This is a genomic window from Pseudofrankia inefficax, assembly GCF_000166135.1.
GTDB classification, from domain to species: Bacteria; Actinomycetota; Actinomycetes; order Frankiales; family Frankiaceae; genus Pseudofrankia; species Pseudofrankia inefficax.
In genome coordinates this window covers 4,423,027-4,444,026 of sequence record NC_014666.1, presented here as the reverse complement: position 1 = coordinate 4,444,026, position 21,000 = coordinate 4,423,027, and the positions used below count along the sequence as shown (strand labels likewise).

Annotated in this window: 18 protein-coding genes; 7 read left to right on the top strand and 11 right to left on the bottom strand. The window is 70.2% G+C overall.

Going from position 1 to position 21,000, the window contains the following annotated elements; translation table 11 throughout:
- Positions 1 to 20 precede the first annotated feature (20 nt).
- Positions 21 to 1,088: an isopenicillin N synthase family dioxygenase gene (locus FRAEUI1C_RS17965; RefSeq protein WP_013424745.1), complete on the top strand. Its 1,068-nt coding sequence runs from the start codon at positions 21 to 23 to the stop codon at positions 1,086 to 1,088.
- The gene (locus FRAEUI1C_RS17960) at positions 1,081 to 2,097 is read left to right on the top strand and encodes an isopenicillin N synthase family dioxygenase (protein WP_013424744.1); all 1,017 of its coding nucleotides are present in this window, start codon (positions 1,081 to 1,083) and stop codon (positions 2,095 to 2,097) included. The genes FRAEUI1C_RS17965 and FRAEUI1C_RS17960 overlap by 8 nt, the downstream gene beginning before the upstream one ends.
- A 7-nt stretch (positions 2,098 to 2,104) precedes the next feature.
- Here the strand turns inward: FRAEUI1C_RS17960 and FRAEUI1C_RS17955 are convergent, their stop codons facing one another.
- Positions 2,105 to 2,848, bottom strand: a complete 744-nt coding sequence (locus FRAEUI1C_RS17955; protein WP_013424743.1) for a class I SAM-dependent DNA methyltransferase — start codon at positions 2,846 to 2,848, stop codon at positions 2,105 to 2,107.
- Positions 2,849 to 3,021: 173 nt separating this feature from the next.
- Between FRAEUI1C_RS17955 and FRAEUI1C_RS17950 the strand changes: the two genes are divergently transcribed.
- Positions 3,022 to 3,543 (top strand): hypothetical protein, encoded by a 522-nt coding sequence (locus FRAEUI1C_RS17950; RefSeq protein WP_013424742.1) that lies wholly within the window; start codon positions 3,022 to 3,024, stop codon positions 3,541 to 3,543.
- Between the two features lie 71 nt (positions 3,544 to 3,614).
- On the opposite strand, the gene FRAEUI1C_RS17945 is transcribed toward FRAEUI1C_RS17950, so the two are convergent.
- Both FRAEUI1C_RS17945 and FRAEUI1C_RS17940 read right to left on the bottom strand, forming a co-directional pair.
- Positions 3,615 to 3,914 (bottom strand): DUF1876 domain-containing protein, encoded by a 300-nt coding sequence (locus FRAEUI1C_RS17945; RefSeq protein WP_013424741.1) that lies wholly within the window; start codon positions 3,912 to 3,914, stop codon positions 3,615 to 3,617.
- 100 nt (positions 3,915 to 4,014) lie between these two features.
- Positions 4,015 to 5,202 carry a sigma-70 family RNA polymerase sigma factor gene (locus FRAEUI1C_RS17940; RefSeq protein ID WP_157734973.1) on the bottom strand — a complete coding sequence of 396 codons (1,188 nt, stop codon included), beginning with the start codon at positions 5,200 to 5,202 and terminating at the stop codon, positions 4,015 to 4,017.
- Between the two features lie 259 nt (positions 5,203 to 5,461).
- Between FRAEUI1C_RS17940 and FRAEUI1C_RS36425 the strand changes: the two genes are divergently transcribed.
- Positions 5,462 to 6,502, top strand: a complete 1,041-nt coding sequence (locus FRAEUI1C_RS36425) for a Rieske 2Fe-2S domain-containing protein (protein WP_013424739.1) — start codon at positions 5,462 to 5,464, stop codon at positions 6,500 to 6,502.
- A 64-nt stretch (positions 6,503 to 6,566) separates the two neighbouring features.
- Here the strand turns inward: FRAEUI1C_RS36425 and FRAEUI1C_RS17930 are convergent, their stop codons facing one another.
- From FRAEUI1C_RS17930 to FRAEUI1C_RS17905, 6 genes are all read right to left on the bottom strand, one after another.
- Positions 6,567 to 8,777, bottom strand: coding sequence for an ATP-binding protein (locus FRAEUI1C_RS17930; protein WP_013424738.1), 2,211 nt, complete (start codon positions 8,775 to 8,777; stop codon positions 6,567 to 6,569).
- A gap of 43 nt (positions 8,778 to 8,820) precedes the next feature.
- Positions 8,821 to 9,939, bottom strand: a complete 1,119-nt coding sequence (locus FRAEUI1C_RS17925; RefSeq protein WP_013424737.1) for a hypothetical protein — start codon at positions 9,937 to 9,939, stop codon at positions 8,821 to 8,823.
- Positions 9,940 to 10,060: 121 nt separating this feature from the next.
- Complete coding sequence (locus tag FRAEUI1C_RS17920; RefSeq protein WP_013424736.1) at positions 10,061 to 11,191, bottom strand: site-specific DNA-methyltransferase; 1,131 nt, start codon at positions 11,189 to 11,191, stop codon at positions 10,061 to 10,063.
- 148 nt (positions 11,192 to 11,339) lie between these two features.
- Positions 11,340 to 13,154, bottom strand: coding sequence for a protein kinase domain-containing protein (locus FRAEUI1C_RS17915; protein ID WP_013424735.1), 1,815 nt, complete (start codon positions 13,152 to 13,154; stop codon positions 11,340 to 11,342).
- Positions 13,155 to 13,520: 366 nt separating this feature from the next.
- Entirely contained in the window at positions 13,521 to 15,149 is a 1,629-nt protein-coding gene (locus FRAEUI1C_RS17910; RefSeq protein ID WP_013424734.1) for an AAA family ATPase, read from the bottom strand.
- Between the two features lie 71 nt (positions 15,150 to 15,220).
- Positions 15,221 to 15,895, bottom strand: a complete 675-nt coding sequence (locus tag FRAEUI1C_RS17905) for a TetR/AcrR family transcriptional regulator (RefSeq protein WP_198318595.1) — start codon at positions 15,893 to 15,895, stop codon at positions 15,221 to 15,223.
- A 198-nt stretch (positions 15,896 to 16,093) separates the two neighbouring features.
- Here FRAEUI1C_RS17905 and FRAEUI1C_RS17900 point away from each other — a divergent pair, with 198 nt between their 5' ends.
- The 3 genes from FRAEUI1C_RS17900 (at position 16,094) to FRAEUI1C_RS17890 (ending at position 19,304) form a co-directional block, all read left to right on the top strand.
- Entirely contained in the window at positions 16,094 to 16,486 is a 393-nt protein-coding gene (locus FRAEUI1C_RS17900; protein WP_013424732.1) for a cupin domain-containing protein, read from the top strand.
- Entirely contained in the window at positions 16,483 to 18,060 is a 1,578-nt protein-coding gene (locus tag FRAEUI1C_RS17895; RefSeq protein WP_013424731.1) for an MFS transporter, read from the top strand. Before FRAEUI1C_RS17900 ends, FRAEUI1C_RS17895 begins: the two co-directional genes overlap by 4 nt.
- Before the next feature lie 347 nt (positions 18,061 to 18,407).
- The gene (locus FRAEUI1C_RS17890; RefSeq protein WP_232425522.1) at positions 18,408 to 19,304 is read left to right on the top strand and encodes a hypothetical protein; all 897 of its coding nucleotides are present in this window, start codon (positions 18,408 to 18,410) and stop codon (positions 19,302 to 19,304) included.
- Between the two features lie 33 nt (positions 19,305 to 19,337).
- Here FRAEUI1C_RS17890 and FRAEUI1C_RS17885 read toward each other — a convergent pair whose 3' ends face one another.
- Both FRAEUI1C_RS17885 and FRAEUI1C_RS17880 read right to left on the bottom strand, forming a co-directional pair.
- Positions 19,338 to 20,339, bottom strand: a complete 1,002-nt coding sequence (locus FRAEUI1C_RS17885) for a pyridoxamine 5'-phosphate oxidase family protein (protein ID WP_013424729.1) — start codon at positions 20,337 to 20,339, stop codon at positions 19,338 to 19,340.
- A complete protein-coding gene (locus FRAEUI1C_RS17880) occupies positions 20,339 to 20,983 on the bottom strand; it encodes a hemerythrin domain-containing protein (RefSeq protein ID WP_013424728.1) in 645 nt (214 codons plus the stop codon). The genes FRAEUI1C_RS17885 and FRAEUI1C_RS17880 overlap by 1 nt, the downstream gene beginning before the upstream one ends.
- Between the last annotated feature and the right edge of the window lie 17 nt (positions 20,984 to 21,000).

The following is a 21,000-nucleotide window of genomic DNA, read 5'->3' as shown; positions in this document are numbered from 1 at the left end:
AAACCGCGAAGGAGCGAGCAATGGACGACAGTGGCCTCCCGGCTCCGTCGGCGATCTTCATTGAGGACCGGTCGACGGACGGCGACACCAGCGCCGGCGTCGCGACGGTCACCGTCCTCGACGTCGCGGCGGCGATCGGCACCGGCAGCGCCGGCGTGAGCGCGGCCGGCGAGGCCGCCGTCGCCGAGCGGCTCGTCGCCTCGTTCCGGCACACCGGCTTCGCCGTCATCACCGGCCACGGCGTGGACCTCGGCCTGTTCGAGCGGTTCTGCGCCGAGTCGGCGGCGTTCTTCGCGCTGCCACTCGCGGAGAAGCTGGAGGTCGGCTTCCCCGCACCCGAGGTGATCCGCGGCTACGAGCCGGTGCCCGACGACTCCGGGCCGGTCCGCGCCCCGAACATGATGGAATCGCTCCTGATCAACCAGCTGGAGCCAGTCGACGACTATCCCGACGGCAGCGCCCAGGCGAGGCTGTGGCGCTGGCCGAACCTCTGGCCGAGCCGGCCGGCGTCGCTGCGCGGCGTCTGGGAGGACTACTACCGGGCGATGACCGCGCTCGGCGACCGGCTGCTCGAACTGGTCGCGCTCGGCGTCGGCCTGCCGAAGGACTGGTTCGCCGACAAGTTCGACCGGCACTTCAACAACCTCGCCGCCAATCACTACCCGCCCCGGGCCGGCAGCGTGTCCGGCAGCCCCATGCTGCGCAACCGGCCGCACACCGACCACGGCGCGCTGACCCTGCTGTACCGGCCGAGCGAGCCCGGCGGCCTGGAGGTCTTCGCGGAGGGCCGCTGGTGGCAGGTGCCGTTCGTCCCCGGCTCCCTGGTGATCAACATCGGCGACATGCTGGAGCGCTGGACCGGCGGCCTGCTGCCGGCCACCCCGCATCGGGTCGTCAACTCCGCCGACGGCGCCGCGACGGGCCGCTCCTCCGTCGCCTACTTCCAGCAGCCGAACCCCGACGCGCTGGTCGCGCCGGCGCTTCCCGTCGTCGCCGGCCGGCCCGACTACAGCCCGGTCATCGCCGGCGAGCACATCTCCCGCAAGGAGCTCGGCTACCACACGGTCTCGGCGGCCCTCGATGCCTGAGCGCAGGTCCTCGATCCACGACACACCGGTCGACCTGAGCGGCTGGTGGTCCGGCGACCCGGCCGCCCGGCGCGCCATCGCCACCGCCGTCGACCGGTCCTGCCGGGAGACCGGCTTCCTGCTCCTGGAGGGCCACGGCCTCCCGGACCAGGTGATGGACGGCTGGGTCGCCGGCTGCGACGCGTTCTTCGCGCTGCCCCCGGCGGAGAAGCTCGCGATGGTGCTCCCCAAGGAGCCCGACGGCAACAACATCGGCTACACGGCGTTCGGGGAGGAGGCGTCGGCCTATACCGCCGACAATCCCACGCCGCCGGACCTGTTCGAGGCGATGAGCTTCAGCCGCTCCGACGCCGCCGGACCCCGGTTCGACCGGTATCGCGCCTGGTACCCGACGAACGTGTGGCCGGCCCGACCCTCCGGCTGGGAGGCGGCCTACCGCGACTATGAGGCAGCGATGGGCCGCGTCGCCGAGGCGGTCCTCGGCGCGATGAGCCTCGCGCTCGGCCAGGGTGAGCACTGGCTGGTCGACCTGCTCGCCGACGCCCCCGTCTCGACCCGCGCCAACTTCTACGCCCGGCCCGCCGGCGCCCCCGACCCGCTGCCCGGCCAGCTGCGCCGCGGGGCGCACACCGACTTCGGGGTGCTGACCCTGCTGTGGACCGACGGCGTCCCCGGCCTCCAGATCCGCCAGGGCGACGAATGGCGTTCCGTCACCCCGGAGCCGGGCCAGCTGGTCGCGAACATCGGCGATCTGCTCGCGATGTGGACCAACGACCGCTGGACCTCGACCCTGCACCGGGTGCTGCCCCCGCCGTCCCAGACCACCGGACCGGTCGTGCGGCGCAGCGTCGCCTACTTCGTCGACGCCTACCCGGCCACCCTCGTCGAGCCGGTGCCCACCTGCGTCACAGCCGAGAACCCGGCCCGGTTCACCCCCATCCGCGCCGGCGACTGGCTCGATGCCCGAGCCCGCCGCCAGCTCGCGAGCTCCGCCGCCGGCGCCGCCTGAGCCGTTCCTAGTCGGTTTGCGGCCGACGCCAGACAGAGACATGGCCGGGGCTCTCGTGGGTGAACGGACGTCTGGCCCAGTCCTCCCAGCGCGCGTACGGGCGCAGGCCGGCGAGCTGGGCCATCAGGTCGAGCTCCGCCGGCCAGACGTAACGGAAGGGAATCGCGCGGAACCGACCCCGCCCGGCGGCGACCTCGACATAGTTCGAGCTCAGAAACTGGGTCGACGTGTCATACACGTCGTACGCCCATGCCCCGGCGCCCACCTGGAACGGCACGACGGTCTGCCCCGGCGGCAGCTTCCGCAGCTCCGGAACCCCGACCTCCACGACGAAGAACCCGCCCGGCGCGAGGTGGCGGGCGGCATTGCGGAAGCACGCCACCTGGGCTTCCTGCGTCGTCAGGTTGTTGATCGTGTTGAACACCAGATAGGCGACCGCGAACGTGCCACCGACGACCGTCGTCGCGAAGTCCCCGATCGTGACGTCGACCGCCGCGCCGTCGGGCTTGGCGCGCAACTGAGCCACCATCGCCGTCGACAGGTCGATGCCATGGACGGGGACGCCCCGGCGGACCAGCGGCAGCGCGATCCGCCCGGTGCCGACCCCGAATTCCAGGGCCCGCCCGTCACCCGCGAGCTCCGTCAGCAGGTCGACGGCTGGATCCACCGCGGCGGGCGCGAACCGATCCGCCGAGTCGGCGTCATACCGGTCCGCGACCTCGGCGGGAAAATATCCGTCTGCGTCCAGCACAGCGGTACCGTACCCGCGCTTTGACGATCACTCAGCCGCATTTTCGCGCCCGCCGCGGGCGCCGGCGGTGGCCCGGCGAGGCGTAGCGTCGCGGTGTGCATCGGGTTTCCTCAACCGTGGTGTGTGTCGTCGGGCCGGACCCGGCCGGTTCACCGGACCAGGTGGCGCGGTCAGTGCTGACCTCGCTCACCGGCGCGGCGAACGTGACACTCGTGCTCGCCGACGACACGTTGCCGCCAGGCGCGCGAGCGGCCGCCGCCTGGCAGGAGTGCCGCGGCGCCGCGACGCCGTACGTCGTCCATGACGCCGACCCGCTCGCCGAGGTCGCGGCCGCGTGGACCGCCCGCTACGACGAGGCGGGAGCCGTCGGCGACCTGGAGGTCGCGGTCACGGCGGCCGTCGCCCGGTTCCGCCGCGGCGAGGTCGACCTGCCCGACAGCCTGGTGCTGCTCGACCCGGACGGCTGGCCCGAGACCCGCCGGCACTGGTACCTCGGTGTCCTCGCCGCGGCGGCGCCGGCACGGGTCGTCCCGATCCGCTCCGACGCCCGTGAGCTGCGCCGCGCACTCCAGAGCCTGCCGACCGGCCGGTGGTGGCCCGAGCCGTCGGAACGGCTCCTCGACGGCATCGACCGCGTCGTCCCCGACAAGGTCGGCCTGCCGACCCGCGGCCAGCCCGCGTCACTGCGCGTCTGAGCGACCCCGGTCTCGGGCCGACCGCCGGCAAGGCGCTAGCCCGGCGACCCCGGCGGGCGCGGCACCGGCGGCTACGGCAGGACGTAGGCCCGCTCGCCGGTCCGGGACTCGATGGTGCGCGCGGCGGCGTCGAGCAGCTGATGGGCCAGGTCCGAGAGGGCCCTGGACACCGCCACCTCGTCGCCGATCGCCGGGACGTCCGCGTCGTTCGGGTGGCACCGGGCCAGGCCCTTGGCCCGCAGCTCACCGCCGCCCATGCCCGCCAAACCGAGGCCCAGCTGGCTGGTTCCGGTGCCGTGCAGATGCGCCTCGGCCCTGGTGCGACCGCCTTCCTCGGTCAACGTCACAGCTACGTTCCATGTCTTCGTCATCGTGCTCACCGCCATCAGTCGGGGTTTGGCTCGCTCAGAGCGTTCCCGCTGGGCGCCGCGTCGACCGCCCGGACCGGCGAGCGTCCGGCCGGACCACGGATCAGGCTGGCAGATAAGGGGGCAGGCCGAACAGCGGGAACAGGCGGTCGGTGTCGAGGAAGTGGTGCAGACCGGCGATCTTCCCGTCCGTGACGTCGATAACGATCAGTGACCACGGGACGTAGCCGCCGTCCAGCGCCTCCGCCGGCAGCGGCCGGACCTCGGAGCCGGTGACGGCGGCTCGCAGCTCGGCCTCCCCCGGCGCCGCCCGGTGGTACTGGCCGAAGGCCGGGCTCCCGTTGGCCAGGCTCGGGACCAGCCGGGAGTCCCGGCAGACCGCGCCATGCCCGAGCATGAAGCCGACGATGTCCTGCGGGCCGCGCATCCACATCTCCAGCGGCGGCATCGTCAGGGTCGCGTCGTCGCGCAGCAGCGCGGTGAGGGCTGTCATGTCGTAGCTCTCGAACGCGGTCACGTACCGGGCCAGCAGGTCGCGTTGCTGGTCGTCGGCGGGACGCAGCGGGTCACTGGCGGTGACGTCGCTGGCCGCGAGCGTCGCCCGAGCCCGCTGCAGGGCGCTGTTGACCGACGCGACGGTCGTGTCGAGCAGCTGCGCGGTCTCCGCGGCCGGCCAGCCGAGCACCTCCCGCAGGATCAGGACAGCGCGCTGGCGTGGCGCGAGCCGCTGCAGGGCCACGACCAGGGCGAGCCGGACCGACTCGCGGGCGACGGCCTGGTCCGCCGGATCGATCGGGCCGCCCGCCGCGCCGCCGGACAGCACGGCGGCGTCCGGTGCCGGCAGCACCCAGGTCGCCTCCGGCAGCGGCGCCGGGACCGCGTCCGTCGGCGCGGACGGCCCGGTGAGGTCGACGGGCCTGGCCCGCCGCGTCCGGCCGGCCAGCGCGTCCGTGCACACGTTGGTGGCGATCCGGTAGAGCCAGGTGCGCAGCGACGACCGGCCCTCGAACCGGTCGAGGGCACGCCAGGCGCGGACCATCGTGTCCTGGACGGCGTCCTCGGCCTCGAACGGCGAGCCGAGCATCCGGTAGCAGTAGCCGGTGAGCTCGCCGCGATACCCGGCCAGGCGTTCCTCCAGCTCCGCCCGGCTCAGCTGCTCCGTGGCCACGCCGGCCGCGGACTCGTCGGACGGCGGCGGGTCGACAGCCGGCTGGCCGGAGGACAGCAAGCTTGAAGACTGCGAGCCGGAGGACGGGGAGCCGGAGGAGATCGCGGACGAGCCCTGGGTCATACCGCGATGATGCAACGCGGGTCCGACAGTTTCGCGCCGCACCCCCACCCGGACGTGCGCGAGGCTCGCCGACGTTTGCTGAACCGCAATGCGGCCGCAATCCGGCATACCTACGGTCCAGGGTGTGACCGTCGTCGATCCCGCTCCGTTGGCCGCGTTGCACGACTACCTCGAAGGTTCCGGCGCCGCCTTGTCGCCTGCGGGTTCAGGCCAAGATCGCATAGCGCGCGGCCAGCATGTCAACGGCGTGGACAACAGAGTGGGACTCGAGTCCGAGCGGTCTGGCCCGGTCACCGAGGCGGTGCTGGACGAAGCCTTTCTCGCCGCGGCCGCCCGCTACTGGCATCCGGTCGCGCGGTCGACGGATGTCAGGGCCGCGCCGGCGCACGCCGAGCTGTGCGAGGTCCCGCTGGTGCTGTGGCGCCGGCCGTCCGGCGACGTGGCCGCACTGGTCGACCGCTGCCCGCACCGTGGCGTGCCGCTGTCCGGCGGCGCCGTCGACCCCGCCGGGCGGCTGCGCTGCGGCTACCACGCGTGGGCGTTCGACGGCGCGGGCCGCTGCGTCGACATCCCACAGCAGCCAGGCCAGAACATCCCCGACGTCATCGCCGCGCGGCCGGTCCGCGTCGAGGAGGCCGCCGGGCTGGTCTGGGCCTGCCTGGTCGACGAGACCCAGCAGGCCAGGCCCCGCCCCCGCTTCCCGCAGATCGAGGACCTCGGCTGGCCCAGCTACGTCGGCACGGTCCAGGACTGGACCGGCCAGGCGGCCCGCCAGGTCGAGAACTTCTGCGACATCGGCCATTTCTCGGTCCTGCACACCGACACGTTCGGCAACGCCGAGGTGCTGGCGGTCGAGCCGTACGCGGTCCACCGCACCGACTGGACCGTCGAGGCCGACTACCGCTACCCCAGCGTCAACCCGGTCGCCGAGCCGGGCCCGGACGGCCGCCGGCCCGTCGGGGAGACGTTCTTCCAGTACCGCATCGAGCTGCCGTTCGCGGTCTGGCTGGGCGGCGCGAACGGGCCGGGCAGCGTCATGTTCTCCGTGAGCGCCCCGACCTCGGCGACGACGTTGCGCCTGTACTGGATGAGCGCGTTCGACCCGGCCGTGCATGGGGACGTCCTGGTGGACGGGGCCGGACTGCAGGCGGTCGAAGACCGCATCTGGGCGCCGGACAAGGCGATCGTCGAGTCGCAGCGCCCCGCGCGGGTGTTCGCCGCGACCGAGGCACACCGCGCCTTCGACGCCCTCGGCGTCGCCTACCGCAAGGCGCTGCGCGACCTCGGCTTCGCCGGCTGACCGCAGTCGCCGCCACCCGGCAACGCTCGACCCGCCCGACCATCAGCGCCGGAGCGACGCGATCCTAGAAAGGGGGCTCGTCGTCGGCCCACGGGGGCACCGGCGGCGCCTCGCGCTCGCCGGCCCCGTCCGTCGTCGGCACGTGATTGCTGAGCCTTACGAACACGGTCGGCCTGCCGTTCTCGTCCAGGCGGTTGTCGCTGGACCACCTGTTCCCGTACAGCCGTTCCAGCGCCACCTTGACCAGCTCCCTTCCCCATTGGAACTGGGCAGCCGGGCCCGCGCGCCTCACGTGATCGGGCGCCTTCTCTTTGAGGATGTGGGCCATATGACCCCACTTGATTCCTGTCGGGCTGTTGATTCGCCGCTGGAAGTTGCTGTCTTCGGCGAGGTGCGCGATCGCGATGTCGCTGTCGTCGCCGGGGGTTGCCGTGTCGCCCGGGACAGCGGTCTCGCCGCCGCGGCGGGCGGGCAGACGGGCGACCGCTGCCTGAGCCTCGCCGCGGCGTGCCTCGACCGCCGCGCGTGCCCGGGAGGCGAAGTGATCGGGGGCCGGGATGTTGTAGTCGGGATCAGCCCTTTCGTAGGCTCCCTCGAAGCTCAAGACACGTACGGGGATCGGGTACGTGCGGGATCGCTGGTCGCTGCCCGGTGCGCTGGACCAGTAGATCCCGTTCCCGACGAGGGGCTCGTTGAGCAGTGTGGCCAGCAGGTCGTCCGAGAAGTGCGCGTTGGCCTTCTTCAGAGAGCTCAGATCGCCCTGGGAGAGCAGGTGGAACACGAAGAAGTTGTCGCCCTGGCTGAGAAGCTCGTGGGGGAGGCTGCCGGGCTGCTGCGTGATGAGCAGGGCGCCGAGGTCGTACTTGCGGCCCTCCTTGACCCAGGAGACGAAGGGGCCATCCTCGCGCTGGCTGGCACCGCCGAGGACCGACTGGGCCTCCTCGATGACCGCGATGGTCGGAACTGTGTGCGGCTCGGCCTCGGTGAACTGGTTCTGGTTGTGCTCGAAAATGTCGCCGAGGATCACGCCCGCGAGCTGTAGTCCCTGGGCGCCGCGCATCTGCGAGATGTCGACCACGCACAGCTTTCCCTGGGCCAGACAGTCCTTCAGGGTGCTCAGCAGTTGGCTTCCGGGGTCGTGCAGGGCGCCTACGACACGCGTCATGTTGCTGATCGCGGCTCCGATCTCCGCCTCTCCGAGCGCCCTGGTTCCGACGTCGAGGATCCTGTTGACTTCAGCAGGGTCCACCGCGAGCTTGTAGCGGTGGATCAGGTCGACGAGCTGGCCCCACCTGGGCCGATCCAGCGCCTTGAGCTTGATCACATTCTGGTTGTCCTGCCGCTCCGGGGGGAGCGCGATACCCAGGACCCGCGCCGGGGGCAGCTCCTTGATATTCAGTTTGACCCCGTTCACGACGAAGGAGTCATAGAACGGGCTGGGGCCTTTGCGGTTCGTGAAGACGACGATCTTGTCGCGCAGGTGCGGCACGTCGCACAGCGCGGGCCGGCCCTTGAAGTCGGGCCAGAAGTACTCGCCATCCGGATCGAAGATCACCGTGCCGACCGGTGCCCTTCCGCTGGTTCGCGGGACGGTGGGCATCCCTTTGTAGAGGGCCGAGAACAGCAGCTTGACGAGGTTGGACTTGCCGAAGCCGGCACGCGCGAAGACGAAGCTGCGCCGCGCGATGAGCTTCTCGATCTGGAAGGTCGGCGTGATTACTGGGTGTTGGATGCGCATCCAGGCCCGATCGTCGCCGGCCCTCGGGTCGTTTCCCGCGTAGACGAACTCGCCGAAGGCGAGATAGCCGATGGGCACGGAGCCGTCGGAGACGTCATTCGCGTTCACGACCTCGGCGAGAAGGTCGTCAGACAGGAACGCGACCTGGGCGCCTACCTGGGGCAGACGGCGATGGCTGGGTACAAAGATGTGCTTGTCACCCTCCTCACGCAGTACGCCGAGGATGCGGATATCGACCTTGTACTTCAGGTAGCGCTCGCGCAGCTCGTCCGGGATGGGCCGCCGGTCACGTACCGCGCGCGTGGCGTAGTCCTCGCCAATCGGGGAGACCAGTCGCCCCTGGGAGGCGATGGTGGTGATTCGTCCGAGGATTGCCTCGCGCTCGTGCTCGAGCTGGACGAGGACGAACTGGCCGTGCATGGCCGTCGTCTGGAAGTCGTCGTGGTGCGGCAGGACGAGGTCGGCGTGGAACTCCAAACCGCTCTCGGCGAAGCCGCGGAACGTACCGATGACCTTGGCGGGGTCGAACAGGGTCATGGCGGTTCGCTCTCCACAGGTCAAAGGACCAGGCAGGGACGGCTTACTCGTAGCGGCGGGCCGCTACGTCGGAGGCCAGCCGAAGGGCGTCGACGACCGGGGCCTTCGCGCCGCCGACCTGGTCGCGGATGGCGTCGACCAGGTGATCCTCGATGAGATCAAGGTCGAGGTCCGCGACACGCGAGAACGCGTCGGCCTGCTGGATGCAGTCGGGGTAGAATGGAATAGGGAAGCCGGCGACCGCGTCAGCCTGCAGGTATCCGAAGATGGCCTGCGCATCCCCATCCTGGCGGGCCATCAGGTCGACAGTCCAGATGGGGTCTCCGGAATACGGGCCGAAGCGCACGAAATACATCGAACCGATGCTGAATTTCGGCTTCTCCCCCCGGGAGTCGTCGCTCACGTCGCGGGTGTATTCATCCCAGACGTATGCCTTCTCGAGCATCGTCTCGGGAACCCTGGAGAAGCAGGGCACGCCGTTGTCGAACACGCCGCACAATGAGATCGCCAGCCGATAGTACTCCAGAACCTGGGTCTTCTTGGCGAGCCCGACGAGCCAGATCCGGCGCCGGTCCTCGCGACGAACCCGCTCGATGGCGGCGTATATCCGCTCGCCCATCCGCACGAACAGGTCGCCATGGAAAATCTTGCTGCGTAGCAGGCCGTCGCGGACAATCAGCGTATCGGCCGCGTAGTCGCGGTAGCACACGAGGTCATACAGCGTGGCCCACTCACATAGGTCACGGAACACGAGCACCCAGCTGGGCGATCTCCCCGACATCATGGGAGACAGCTCGCGCAGGCTCTGGGTCCCCAGATCGTTCATCATCCGGCCCAGCGCGGTACGCGGGCTGCCGCTCTCGTCGAACTGGCGCCGCCCGAGCTCCGCGATGTCCGACAACGGGGAGACGACTTCCAGGCACAGTTCCTTGCCATTGGAGTCGACCACGCGGATGACCTGAAGGTAGAACGGGTTGAAGGCGACCTTGTTGTTGCCTCCGTCGGAGGCCATCAACGCCACCGACGTCGCGACCCTGGGCCTGATCGCCGTGACCTTCATGCCGCGCGTCTGTTCGACCAGCGTGTCGAGCTCCGCACGACCGGCCTCGACCTGTTCCCCGATCAGGCGCCTGAGTTGGCCAATCTGGTCCGCGTCGAACATATGTCCCCCAACGGCGCACCCGAACCGTCACGGACGAGCGGTTTGTCGCCGCGTAAGCACAGCATGGCACGAAACACCGACATTCCGGCGGCGAACGACGGGAAATGGTCACACCACCCGCCTACCGAGGCAGCCCGATCAGTTCGGCCACCACATCGACCTCGTCGACGGCGGCGCCCGCCCGGCCGAACTGCGCCGCCTGCCTAACGCGCTTCGGCGGCGTGCCGGCGGGTCGGACCTCCCTGACGATCCAGCCTGCCTTCGCCGCTCTCACCGATCGCACCAGCATTTTCTCCGGGTCGACGCTGGCCGAGGGCAGAGCGCCGAAGCGAACCGCGAGCCGGGCGCCCTGGCGGCAGCGCCGCGCCGCGGCCGCCCATACGGCGGCGAGCGCCTGGACGAACGCGTCCTGGTTCGGCTGACGGGCAATCTGCCCCTGGGTGCCGTAGGAAACGTCCGGCGGCCCGCCAAGGAACCAGGAGCGCAGCCACTGGTCCGCCATGTACGTACGCATGCCGTAGTAGGGAGGGGATGTGACTACTAGGTCAAAGCGCTGGCGCAGCCCACTCAGCGTCTCGGCGCAGTCGCCGAGATAAACCTTCCCACCAGACGGAGGCGGCGTCGCGGCCAGCAGGTATCCGGCCCGCCGTTCGATGACCTCGAGAGCCGGGACTCGCGCGGGTTCCAGACCACGCTTCTTCCAAAAGGTCACCGCGTAGGACGGCTTGGCCGCGTACGTGCGTGGCATCTGATTCGACAGGTAGGAAGGCAGTCTCTTGTTTCGCGGGCCGTGAAGAATACCGAGCAGCACCGCCCGCAGCATCGCGGCCGTCGGTGTCTCAGCTTTCATAAGCGCACCGCGCAATGCGACCAGCTCAACCAGCGTCTCCCGCTCGTAGCACCAACGCCAGAACTCACCTTCAGGTGCGTCACCGTGTTGTCCACCATCAAGAATCTGCCGAGCAAGACGGACCACCGCACGGGGTGTGATCTCGATGAGCTTGGCCTGGGCGATAGCAGCCGCGACTGGACTGATATCGATGCCGACGGCGGGCACACCGGCAAGGCGGGCCGCATACAGCGTCGTTCCCCGCCCACAGAATGGGTCGAGCACGCGACTGATGCCGGGACGAGCGGCAAGGTGCTGGAGCGGAAAATCCAGTGGAAACATTGTGTAGTACGGGCAGACGGCGTTCAGCCGCAGTGCGTCCTCGGTCCAGCCGGCGGAAGGGGCCGGTAGGGTCACCGCCACGGGTTATCAGTCTGCTGAGACCGTGACGTCCGGGTTCTGGGTTCTGCGCCCCGGCAGGCTAGATACTCAGGCGGTTGTTCCCGCGTCGCATGGCGGATAACGAAGCAATGTACCGTCACCAGCACGTCCGCCCCTTTACTCGTGCCTGCTAGCCGGCGGTGATCCTAGCGTCGCCGAATACGGCGACCGATCTGTCCTCGGTGTCGGCCTGCACTTTGGTCAAGGTCAGGCGTAGTCGCAGGACGCCGGTGATGTCGAGGTCGACGGGGACGGAGTCGCCAAGCTGGACAGTCCGTGAAAACAGCGAGCGGCCGTCGCCAGCGATTGCGATCTCGTAGACCGTGCCGCTCGTCGCCTGGTCCGCGAGTCCCACGGTCGCGCGGAACCGGGCGTAGTGGCGCCCGAGATCGTATTCCACGTATACGGAAACCTTACTGTCGCCGTCATACGGGCCGTACCGGGCGGTGAGCCGCACGCTGTGGACGTAGGTAACGCCACTGATCGTGGCATCCCCCGCGTCTTCGTTGCCGGCATATCCCAGATCACGCTGCACGACATCCAGATCCGCGAGATAGCTGTCGAGCGGGGCGGGCGGCACGCTCTGGACGACCGCCGAGCTGGACGGACTGGCGGCTCCGCCGTCAGCGCCGGCTCCGTCCGACGGCGGGGCGGCGACGGTCGTGGCGCCGGGCCGGTTGGTGGCGTTGTCCCCGCCGCCCGCCCCGTTGCCCAGGCTGGCGATCAGGACGATCAGGAGGACCAGTACCAACGCGCCGCCCACCGCGCCCAGAACCAACGGCGAGGTCCAGCGGAACGGGCGGCGCGGGTGCGGCGGCACGGCTGGTGACCACGGGCGGGGGACCTGCAGCGGCGGCACGTAGCCTTGCTGTCGTGGGACGTAGCCCTGCTGCGGCGGGACGGGCGGCTGGAACGGCCAAGGGGCGGGCCCGGCCATCGGCTGACTCGCTACTGGCGTAGGAGCCGGCGTCGGATCTACTGCCAGGGACGGCGCCGCCTCGGTAAGCGCGTAGCGGGTGAGGTCGGCGTGCACTGTCGCGGGAAGCCAGCCGTCGCCGATGCGCAGCCGTTCGTCGGTGGAGGCCGCCCGGCACATCTCGATCAGCTCGGCGGGGGTGGGCCGGGACTCCGGGTCCTTCTCGATGCAGCGTTCCAGCAGCGGTCGCAGCTCGTCGGGGCAGCTCTCCCAGTCGGGCTGTTCCTGCGTGATGCGGTGGAAGACCGCCGCGTCCCCGCCGAACGGGAACTCACCCGTCACCGCGTAGTAGGCGGTGGAACCGAGAGAGAACAGGTCGCCGGCCGGCCCGAGGACCTTTCCGCGCACCTGCTCAGGGGCCATGAAGGCGGGTGTGCCGACTCGCGCGCCGGTTGCCGTCAAGGCCGCTGAGGTGGCCTCGACTGCTCGCGAGATCCCGAAATCGATGACTCGGGGTCCGTCCGCGGCGAGCAGGACGTTGCCGGGCTTCAGATCACGGTGGATGACCCCGGCTGCGTGGATGGACTGCAGTGCCTCGGCAACCCCGGCGACCATCACGAGTACGGTCTCCTTGGGCAACGGACCCTGCCGCGCCACAGCTGAGGCGAGCGAGGGCGCGGGCACGTACGCCGTGGCCAGCCAGGGAAGTGTCGCATTCGGATCGAAGTCGACGACCGGGACCGTGTAGAGGCCCTGAACGCGCTGGGCGATCTTCACCTCCTTCTCGAAGCGGCGGCGGAACTCCGGGTCGGAGGCGAACTCCGGGCGAGCGACCTTGACGGCGACGGGCCTCCCGCCGGGGGTGTAGGAGAGATACACCGCGCCCATCCCGCCCGCGCCGATCCGGGCTCTGAGCAGATACCCGCTGATCGTCCGGGGGTCCTGCGAGTCGAGACGAGAGAAGGCCGCGGCCCAGGCAGGTGCCGACGTGCCAGGTGGTGTGCTCTCCACAGACTCCCCTACGCTCATAGCCTGTTACCGCCTGCCACCTGACAATACGCACCATTACGACCACTCAACGATGAAATACTCGACTACATCCCGTGCGCAGTGACTCACTGGTCGCGCAGCAGCGGATCGCCCCGCTGGCTAACGGCATGGACCGCCCGCGTCCTGACCGACGACACCCTCGATCAGCTCCTCGACTTACCAGCAGCTCACCGCGCCGGACCGATACGGTTCAGCGGCCTCGCTCCATGGCCGCCCGCGCCCGGAGACTTGGTCGGGGCATGTGGGCCCTCGGCGTCGCCTACCGCAAGGCGCTGCGCGACCTCGGCCTCGCCGGCTGACCAAGGTTCCTGGCCGAGCTCAATTCCGCGGGCTGTGGCAGGCCCGTCAGATACGCACAGTCGTGATGGTTCGCCCGCTGGGGCTCGTTGTGGTTTGGGCGCCAAGCTCGGTGGCGACGCGTTTCCGTTCGGCGGGGCGCTGGTCGAAGATCACAAGATGGCCGTCGGGGAGGCCGAGGCGTAGCAGGTAGCCGTCCAGCTGGCTGATACCGGCAAAGGTTGGGTCGGGGTCGCCTGGGCGGTGGGTCTTGACCTCGAGGGCTTGGCGCTGGACGACGGGCTTGCCCTCGGGTCCGGTGTGGTTCCAGCGGATGAGCAGGTCGAGGGCGCCGCGGCCGACGCCGTACTCCCGGTCGACGAAACCGCTGCCATTTATCGCGCGGTCAAGATAGCCGAGCAGGGTGACGTGCGGGGTCACCTCTCGGTAGGGCACGTCGGCCTGGAGGAGGTCCTCGCTGTTGTGCCAGAACTCGGCGAAACGCGCGAGCAGCCCGTCCAGGTCGAGTCGCCCGTCGGGCAGCACGAACGATCGCGACTGAGGCGCTCCGACGACGCCTTCGAAGAGTCCGTCGGCCAGAACTCGGGTGATCACGTTCCGGTAGATGGGGTTGGCGATCTCCACCGTCGAGGCGGTCCGTCGGACCAGGCCAAGGTCCACGGTGTAGGCGAGGTCGTCGGCGAAAGGGTCGAAGCGAACCTCCGTGCCGGCGAGGATGGGTTCGATGATCCGCCGTACCCGACGGTCTCGGAGCTTGTCGAGCAGAGAGTCCACATGGGTCGCCCGCGCCACGATGATCCGCTCGGCCGCCTCGTCGACATCGTCGTTAGTGATCGACCTCGCCGCCGGGACCGCCATGCGATTAATGATCTCGTAGGCAAGAGCGTTGACCAGCCACGGCTGGCCCATCGTCAACGCATAGGCATATTCCACCGCTTGCGGAGTGAACCGCTGACCGGTCTCCGTCGTGTGCTGGCCGTAGAGTTCCTGGACCTCATCAAGGGTGAAATCACTCAGCCGCAGGGACGCCACCGCAATGTTGAACGGACTCGGCGACGTCAGGGTGGTCGGGTCGCCACCAGATGCCACCTCCGGGGACCCGAGGGATCGCGAAGCGATCTCACGGGAGTGGCAGTCACGGACGTCGCGTAGCCCACAGAGCGCCACCGACGCCGGAAAACCGGTGGGGCGGTCGGCGAAACCGTCACGCAGTTGACGAAGCACACTGAGCAGGGTGCGCCCGCCCAGAGAGTCGATCTCATCGAGGAAAAGGACCAGCGGACGCGGACAGGCCTCCGCCCAGACGGCGAACGCGTCCGAGAGCAGGCCTTCGTCCCAGCTGTTCGGCCAGGGCGGTGGACGCAGATCGGCCGGCAGGTTGATTCGTGCCGTTCGACCGGCGCCCGTCAGGATCGCTCGAGTCGCCGCACCGATATCGTCCGTCCAAGGCTGGCCAGCCTCCATCGACAGCACCACGGCCGCATAGCGGCCACCCGCGGTCAGTTCGGCTGCCAGCGCACGCAGCGCCGTCGTCTTGCCCGTCTGGCGGGGAGCGTGCAAGACGAAATACTTGCTGTGCTCAACGAGATCAGGGACTTCGGGTAGCCGCGCCGAGGCCGGGATCATGTAGTGATCGCTCAGCACACACGGCCCCGTCGTGTTGAACGAGCGGACCACCACCCACCGCCTTCCGGACCCGCGCCACTGATCGCAACTCTACGGAACCCGTGGTGGACGAACCGTTGCCTTCACAGGGCCTGGAGGAATCCGTCGACGAGGCTGCGCAGGCCCAGGGCGTAGGTGTCCCGGCTGGTCAGGCTGGCCCAACGGTCCGCCAACGCCGCCAGGTGCGGCAGCTCGGCGGCGTCGACCGCCCGGATCCGGTCGTCCCGCGAGCCCGGGCGGGAGCTGTCCGGCCTGTCACGGCCGCGAGTGGCCCGGATGAGGATCTCGCCGGCGGTGTAGTACCAGATGCTCCGGTACAGGTCGACGGCCTGTTCGGGGGAGCATCCGCACTCGACCGCGCCCGCGAGCACCGTCTCGACCATCCACAGTGCCGCGCGGCCCACCTGGTCGTCCCGGGTCAGCACTTCGACGACCCAGGGCCAGGCGGCCAGCGTGTCCCGGATGACGGTCGCGGCCGTGATGACGCGTTCGCGCGGGTCAAGGGGCATGGCCGGGCGAGGCATCCGGTCGGCGTAGTCGTCCAGTAGCTGGGTGAGCAGATCGTCCTTGTCGCGCACGTGGTGGTAGAGCGTCGTCGGCGCGGTGCCCACCTCGGCGGCGAGCCGACGCATCGTCAGCTTCTCCCAGCCGTCCCGGTCGATCAGGTGGCGGGCCGCGGCCATGATCTCGACGCGGGAGGTGCGGGGTGGGCGTCCCATCCGTCCGGGTGCCGGGGCCGGCGGCACTGAGGGCTTCACGCGCCCATCATGCCCCGGCCCGCCCGCGGCCCGACCGAGTGTCCTGGGTCACGTTCCGACGCCCCGCTCTCGACATCCGATCGAGCATCGAGCTACTTTTCGAACATGTTCCTAAAGTCGGGGTGCCGTGATCGAGACGCTTCCGGCCCGTCGGCCAGCGCCCCAGACATTCCCTCGTGCTCAACCAGGAGACCGCCGATGGATGGCACACCCGTCGACCTGTTCACCGCCGTACTGCGCCTGCGCCCCGAGGGGACCATCACCGTCGAGGAGCGGCGCATGGATGCCGACGACGAAGGCTGGACGGTCGCGGTCACGCACGCCGAGACCGACCAGGACGTGCACAGCGACCACTGGGAGATCCATCCCGGCAGCGACGAGGGCGTCTGCGTCCTGGTCGGCCAGGCGCGCCTGTACCTGCGTTCGCCGGAGACGCACGGGGCGCCGGAGACGCAGCGGGCTGTCACGCTGGCGGCGGGGACGGGGTTCGTCGTACCACGGAACTGCTGGCACCGCTTCGAGCTGGATGCCCCGAGCGACCTGATGAGCATCGCGCTGCGGGCCGGATCGCGGCTGGAGAAGCGGGTATGACCGACTCCCGCTCAGCCGAGCCGACCACCCCGCACGAGCGGGCCCGATCATCCAGGTGGCTGCTCGTGGTCGTGCTGTCGGTGCAGGCGATGGTCGCCCTGGACACGTCGGTGGTGAACGTGGCGCTGCCGCACATCCGCTCGGCGCTCCACTTCAGCCCCGGCGACCTGACCTGGGTGATCAATGCCTATTCGTTGACGTTCGGTGGCCTGATCATGTTGGGGGGCCGGATCGGCGACCAGATTGGACGGCGCCGGGCGCTACTCGCCGGGCTGGTCGTCTTCGGGGTCGCCAGCCTCGCCGGAGGGCTCGCCCAGAATCCGGCCGAGCTCATCGCCGCCCGCGCCGCGCAGGGCGTCGGTGCGGCCGTTCTCGCCCCGATCGCCTTCACCCTCATCTCCGTGCATGTTCCGGCCGGACCGGCCCGAGCACGGGCACTCGGGCTGTGGGGGGCCGCGGCCGCGGTCGGTGGCGCGGTGGGGGTTCTCGCCGGCGGCGTGCTGACACAGTGGGCGGACTGGCGGATCGTGCTGTTCCTGAACGTGCCGATGGTGGCGTTCGTGCTGGTGGCGGCGCTGCGCGGGATCCCGGCCGACCGCGCGAACGGCCATCCTCCGCGACTGGACGCGCCCGGCGCGCTGCTGGTCACAGCGGGAACCTCCGTGTTGGTCCTCGCGGTGGTCCGCACGGACACCCACCCCTGGGGGTCGGCGACCACCCTGATCACCCTCGCCCTGGCCCTGGCTCTTCTCGCGTCGTTCGCCTTGGTCGAGACCCGCGCGCCGGCGCCGCTGCTGCGCCCGCGGCTGCTCACCCATCGCTCGGTCGTCGTCGCCAACGTCTTCGTGCTGCTTCTGTTCTCCGGCCAGTTCACCGCCTTCTACTTCGTCTCGCTCTATCTCCAACAGGTGCTGGGCTACTCGGCGGCGACCACGGGGCTGGCGTTCCTGCCGTTCTGCGCCGGCATGCCGTTCGGCTCGACCCTGGCCTCCCGGCTGGTCGCCTGGGTGGAAGGACGCCTGCTCCTGGCCGGCGGCGGCGCCCTGGCTGCGGTCGGACTCGGCTGGTTCGCCGCGACGCTCGGCGTACACGGGAGCTTCGTCGTCTCGATCCTCGGCCCCTCGACCGTCGCGAGCATCGGCATTGGCCTGTGTGTGGTGCCCATGGGGACGGCCGCGACGGTGGGCGTCGCCCCGGCCGAGGCGGGTATGGCCGCCGGGCTGATCACCAGCTCCCGGCAGATCGGCGGCTCGATCGGTCTGGCCGCCCTGGCCACGGTGGCGATCACCGTGGCCGGTCATCACCACGGCGACGCCCGTGCCAGCGCCGCCGCCGGGTACGCGACCGCCGTGGGCGTCGGCGGACTGCTTCTCGCGTTGGCCGCCGTCCTGGCGTTTCTGCTCCTGCCGGCCCGACCCTCCGCGTCACCCGTACGGGCGCCGGACCGGCCAGCGCCTGGCGGCGGCGAACCGTTTCACCGATCCACGGGATTGAACCCGAGCCCCTCCGGCAATTCCCGGACAGTCACCGACACCAGTGATTCGGGTACGGTCACGACCTTCATATCCAGGTAACCGGGGCCGCGCCAGCAAAAATGGCCAAGCCCGCCAATTCGGTGCCGGGCCTGAATCTGACCAGCCGGCACCGGGCCTCAACATCTCCTGATCGCAGGCTCGGCCGCCGTGATTTACGGGCGATGCACGTGCGCCCAGGTGGCTATGCTGCGCGGGTGGCGACGGCTGAATTCGATCTCGATCTCCCGGCCGGGCGAGCCGGACATGACCGCTTCAACGGCGTAGATGGCGTCAGGCCGATGATTCGGTGTCCAGCAGTGGAAGTGCGGCCAGGCGCCCGAGCCTTTCGCATGTACTCGTCACCGACCTCGGACGCGCGAAAGGGGAGGACGTCGCCGGTGACCGCGATGCTGCGCAGGTCGTTGCCGCTGCTGGTGACCACGGTCGCCCTTCTCGTCCTGCTGCCCAGCACGGCGCTGGCCGCCGACACCACCCAGTACGCCATCAATCCCTTCCGTGGGAACGGCGTGGCAATTCCGTTCGAGGGATACACCGACCGGTACGGAAATCCGGTGCCGATCAGTGGTGCCGTCGGCGTCGACCTGGTGTTCGGGTCCGGCTCCAACCAGTATCTGCCCTGCCAGAACTTCAATCCTTCCAACGGCACCGGCGACACGTTCGTGAACGCCTGCCAGACCCCGAGCAGCTATGCCACCTACACCCGGTTCCCCGTCGGCGGCGGGCTTTTGTTCCCGCACGGCTACTTCATGGGCAACACACAGCCCGATCTGGTGCACGGCGGAATGTTGACCACCAACTGGGGAGCACGGGCCAGCGCCCTGTCGGTCGAGTTCTACCCACAGGTGGACCTCGACTCCGTGTACGTTCATCCCCGGTTCGACGTGAGCCGGTTCGACCACTACGCCAACGGCTGGTCGTACTCGCCGCCCGTGGGCCGCATCACCCTGGCCACCCTCGCCGATCCGGGCACCACGCACTTCGGCGGCCGGCTGACGGACGGCGGCCGGCCCGTCGCCGCGGGCCGCGCCCGGATCACGATCTTCGGCGGCGAGGCGCACTCGTCCACCGGCTACCGGATCGCCTCGTTCGCGGTCGTCACCAGCACGGGCGCCGACCACTGGGACAGCGGCGCGATGTACACCGGCGGTCAGCAGCTCTACGTCCTGGACACCGTCACGCACCAGCAGTGCATCCTCGACCGCCCCGTCATCACCGGCCCGATCGACATCGATCTTGCGAGGCCCGGCTTCGGGGACGTCCACGCCCGCTGCACGGCAGTGTGACCACCCGACGAGTCGCGGCGCCGAGCCCGGGTGTCAGGCCTGGGGGCGGCGGACGCGGGGGACGGGCTGGCCGCGGCGGGCGGCCTCGGCCGCCAGGCGCTTCCTGAGCAGCTTGCCCTGGCCGAGGAAGGAACGGTTCCGCTCACGGCGGTTCTCGGGGAGGCTCCAGTCGTTCAGGGCCCGCTCTACCCGCACGCTGAGCCGGTCTCGCTCCGCGGTCGCCGTCCCGACGAGCACGACGTTCTCCTGCCACTCCATGGCCGAGCCGTGCCGGTGGAAGGTCAGGCACACCGGCCCGCCGGCCGCCTGGACGCCCACCGGCAGCCGCAGGTCGAAGCCGGCCTCGGTACGTACGGCCGAGCGGGTGGGCACCACCAGCGGCAGGCCGTCGGCGACCAGGGTGACGACGGGCTCGCCCAGCCGCGCGGCCCGGTCGGCGAAGGGCCGCCAGTCGGTTGGCGGGGCCGATCTGCTCGGCAGCCGGGGGCTCGTGGGGGCGGGGTCGGAGGCCGGGACCACGACGTCCCCGGGGGCCGTCCAGACCTCGGGCGTCCTGGACAGGTCGCCCTCGGGCCACCAGAGGATCCTCTCGGGGGTCACCTCCACCCAGACACGGGCGAAGTACCAGCCCAGCCGCCTCACCAGGAACCACGGCATCCGGGCGAACCCGGCGCCGGTCTTGGCCAGCGACTCGCGGACGTACCGGTCGGTGTTGGCCTGCAGATCCGCGTCGCGTACGGTCGCCCGGCCCTGCACGAGGACGACGGGTGCCCGGGGACGACCATCATCCAGCGCGGTGTTGCCGGCGTCGGAGCAGAGCAGCGCGACGCGCGGGTCGCGCCGGGCGCGCTCGGCCTTGTCGGGGTAGGTGAGCCCGGTGCTCACGTCGAGGGTGCCGGCCGCGCCGACGTAGGGCGTGACGGGCCAGGTGACGGGCCGGCCGTCGCGGGTGAGCGAGGCGTACTCGCAGACCAGCGCGCGGCCGACGATGCCGGCAACCTCGGGCGGCCAGGTGGTCAGGGCGGATGCGGTCATCACGACTCCAGGAGAGCGTTCGCGGGAAGAGTGGCGCCGTACAGGCGGGTGAAGCGCCGCCGGTAGGCCGGCCACCAGAACAGGCGGAACAGGAGCCTGGCCACGGCGGGCAGGTCGGCGTACGACCTCGACAGCAGCTCGGCGTCCGCGCTGGAGGCGAGCCAGCCGAAGATGACCGGGGCCCGGCGGCGGCCGAAGTCGTCCATCGCCTGGCGCCGGTCGGCCTCGACGTCGTCGAGGGTGAGGCAACGGAGCATGAGCGGAACGGCGGCCAGCTCCTCGTGGTCGAGGTGCTCGTTGACGAGCTCGTGCAGCCGCCGCAGGGTGGGCGCGCGCTCGGCCAGGGGCACCCCGCGGTCGGAGGCGGCCGCAAGGAGCGGGTCCAGCCCGGAATGCTCGGACTCCAGCTCGGCCAGCCGATCCGCCGCCTGAGGGGCGCGGCCGACGAGCGTGGGCCACAGGCCGGCGTCCTCGTGCGCGTGGTGGGCGTGCAGCAGGTCCAGCACGAGCGCGAGCTGCTCCTCCAGCAGTTCCTCGTGCGCGTCGTCACGCGGGTTGGCGCACGCCGCGGCCAGGCGGCCGAACTCGGCGCGGAAACCGGCGTGCAAAAGCAGGAATCCGGTCAGGTGTTCTGGCATGATCATCAGTCTGTTTCCTCACG

Excerpts from the sequence above, each read along its gene's own strand:
- FRAEUI1C_RS17965 (WP_013424745.1), top strand. The coding sequence starts at position 21 with ATGGACGACAGTGGCCTCCCGGCTCCGTCGGCGATCTTCATTGAGGAC.
- FRAEUI1C_RS17945 (WP_013424741.1), bottom strand. The coding sequence starts at position 3,914 with ATGACGAAGACATGGAACGTAGCTGTGACGTTGACCGAGGAAGGCGGT.
- FRAEUI1C_RS17930 (WP_013424738.1), bottom strand. The coding sequence starts at position 8,777 with ATGACCCTGTTCGACCCCGCCAAGGTCATCGGTACGTTCCGCGGCTTC.
- FRAEUI1C_RS17940 (WP_157734973.1), bottom strand. The coding sequence starts at position 5,202 with ATGACCCAGGGCTCGTCCGCGATCTCCTCCGGCTCCCCGTCCTCCGGC.
- FRAEUI1C_RS17900 (WP_013424732.1), top strand. The coding sequence starts at position 16,094 with ATGGATGGCACACCCGTCGACCTGTTCACCGCCGTACTGCGCCTGCGC.
- FRAEUI1C_RS17925 (WP_013424737.1), bottom strand. The coding sequence starts at position 9,939 with ATGTTCGACGCGGACCAGATTGGCCAACTCAGGCGCCTGATCGGGGAA.
- FRAEUI1C_RS17890 (WP_232425522.1), top strand. The coding sequence starts at position 18,408 with ATGCTGCGCAGGTCGTTGCCGCTGCTGGTGACCACGGTCGCCCTTCTC.
- FRAEUI1C_RS17915 (WP_013424735.1), bottom strand. The coding sequence starts at position 13,154 with ATGAGCGTAGGGGAGTCTGTGGAGAGCACACCACCTGGCACGTCGGCA.
- FRAEUI1C_RS17960 (WP_013424744.1), top strand. The coding sequence starts at position 1,081 with ATGCCTGAGCGCAGGTCCTCGATCCACGACACACCGGTCGACCTGAGC.
- FRAEUI1C_RS17880 (WP_013424728.1), bottom strand. The coding sequence starts at position 20,983 with ATGATCATGCCAGAACACCTGACCGGATTCCTGCTTTTGCACGCCGGT.
- FRAEUI1C_RS17895 (WP_013424731.1), top strand. The coding sequence starts at position 16,483 with ATGACCGACTCCCGCTCAGCCGAGCCGACCACCCCGCACGAGCGGGCC.
- FRAEUI1C_RS17885 (WP_013424729.1), bottom strand. The coding sequence starts at position 20,339 with ATGACCGCATCCGCCCTGACCACCTGGCCGCCCGAGGTTGCCGGCATC.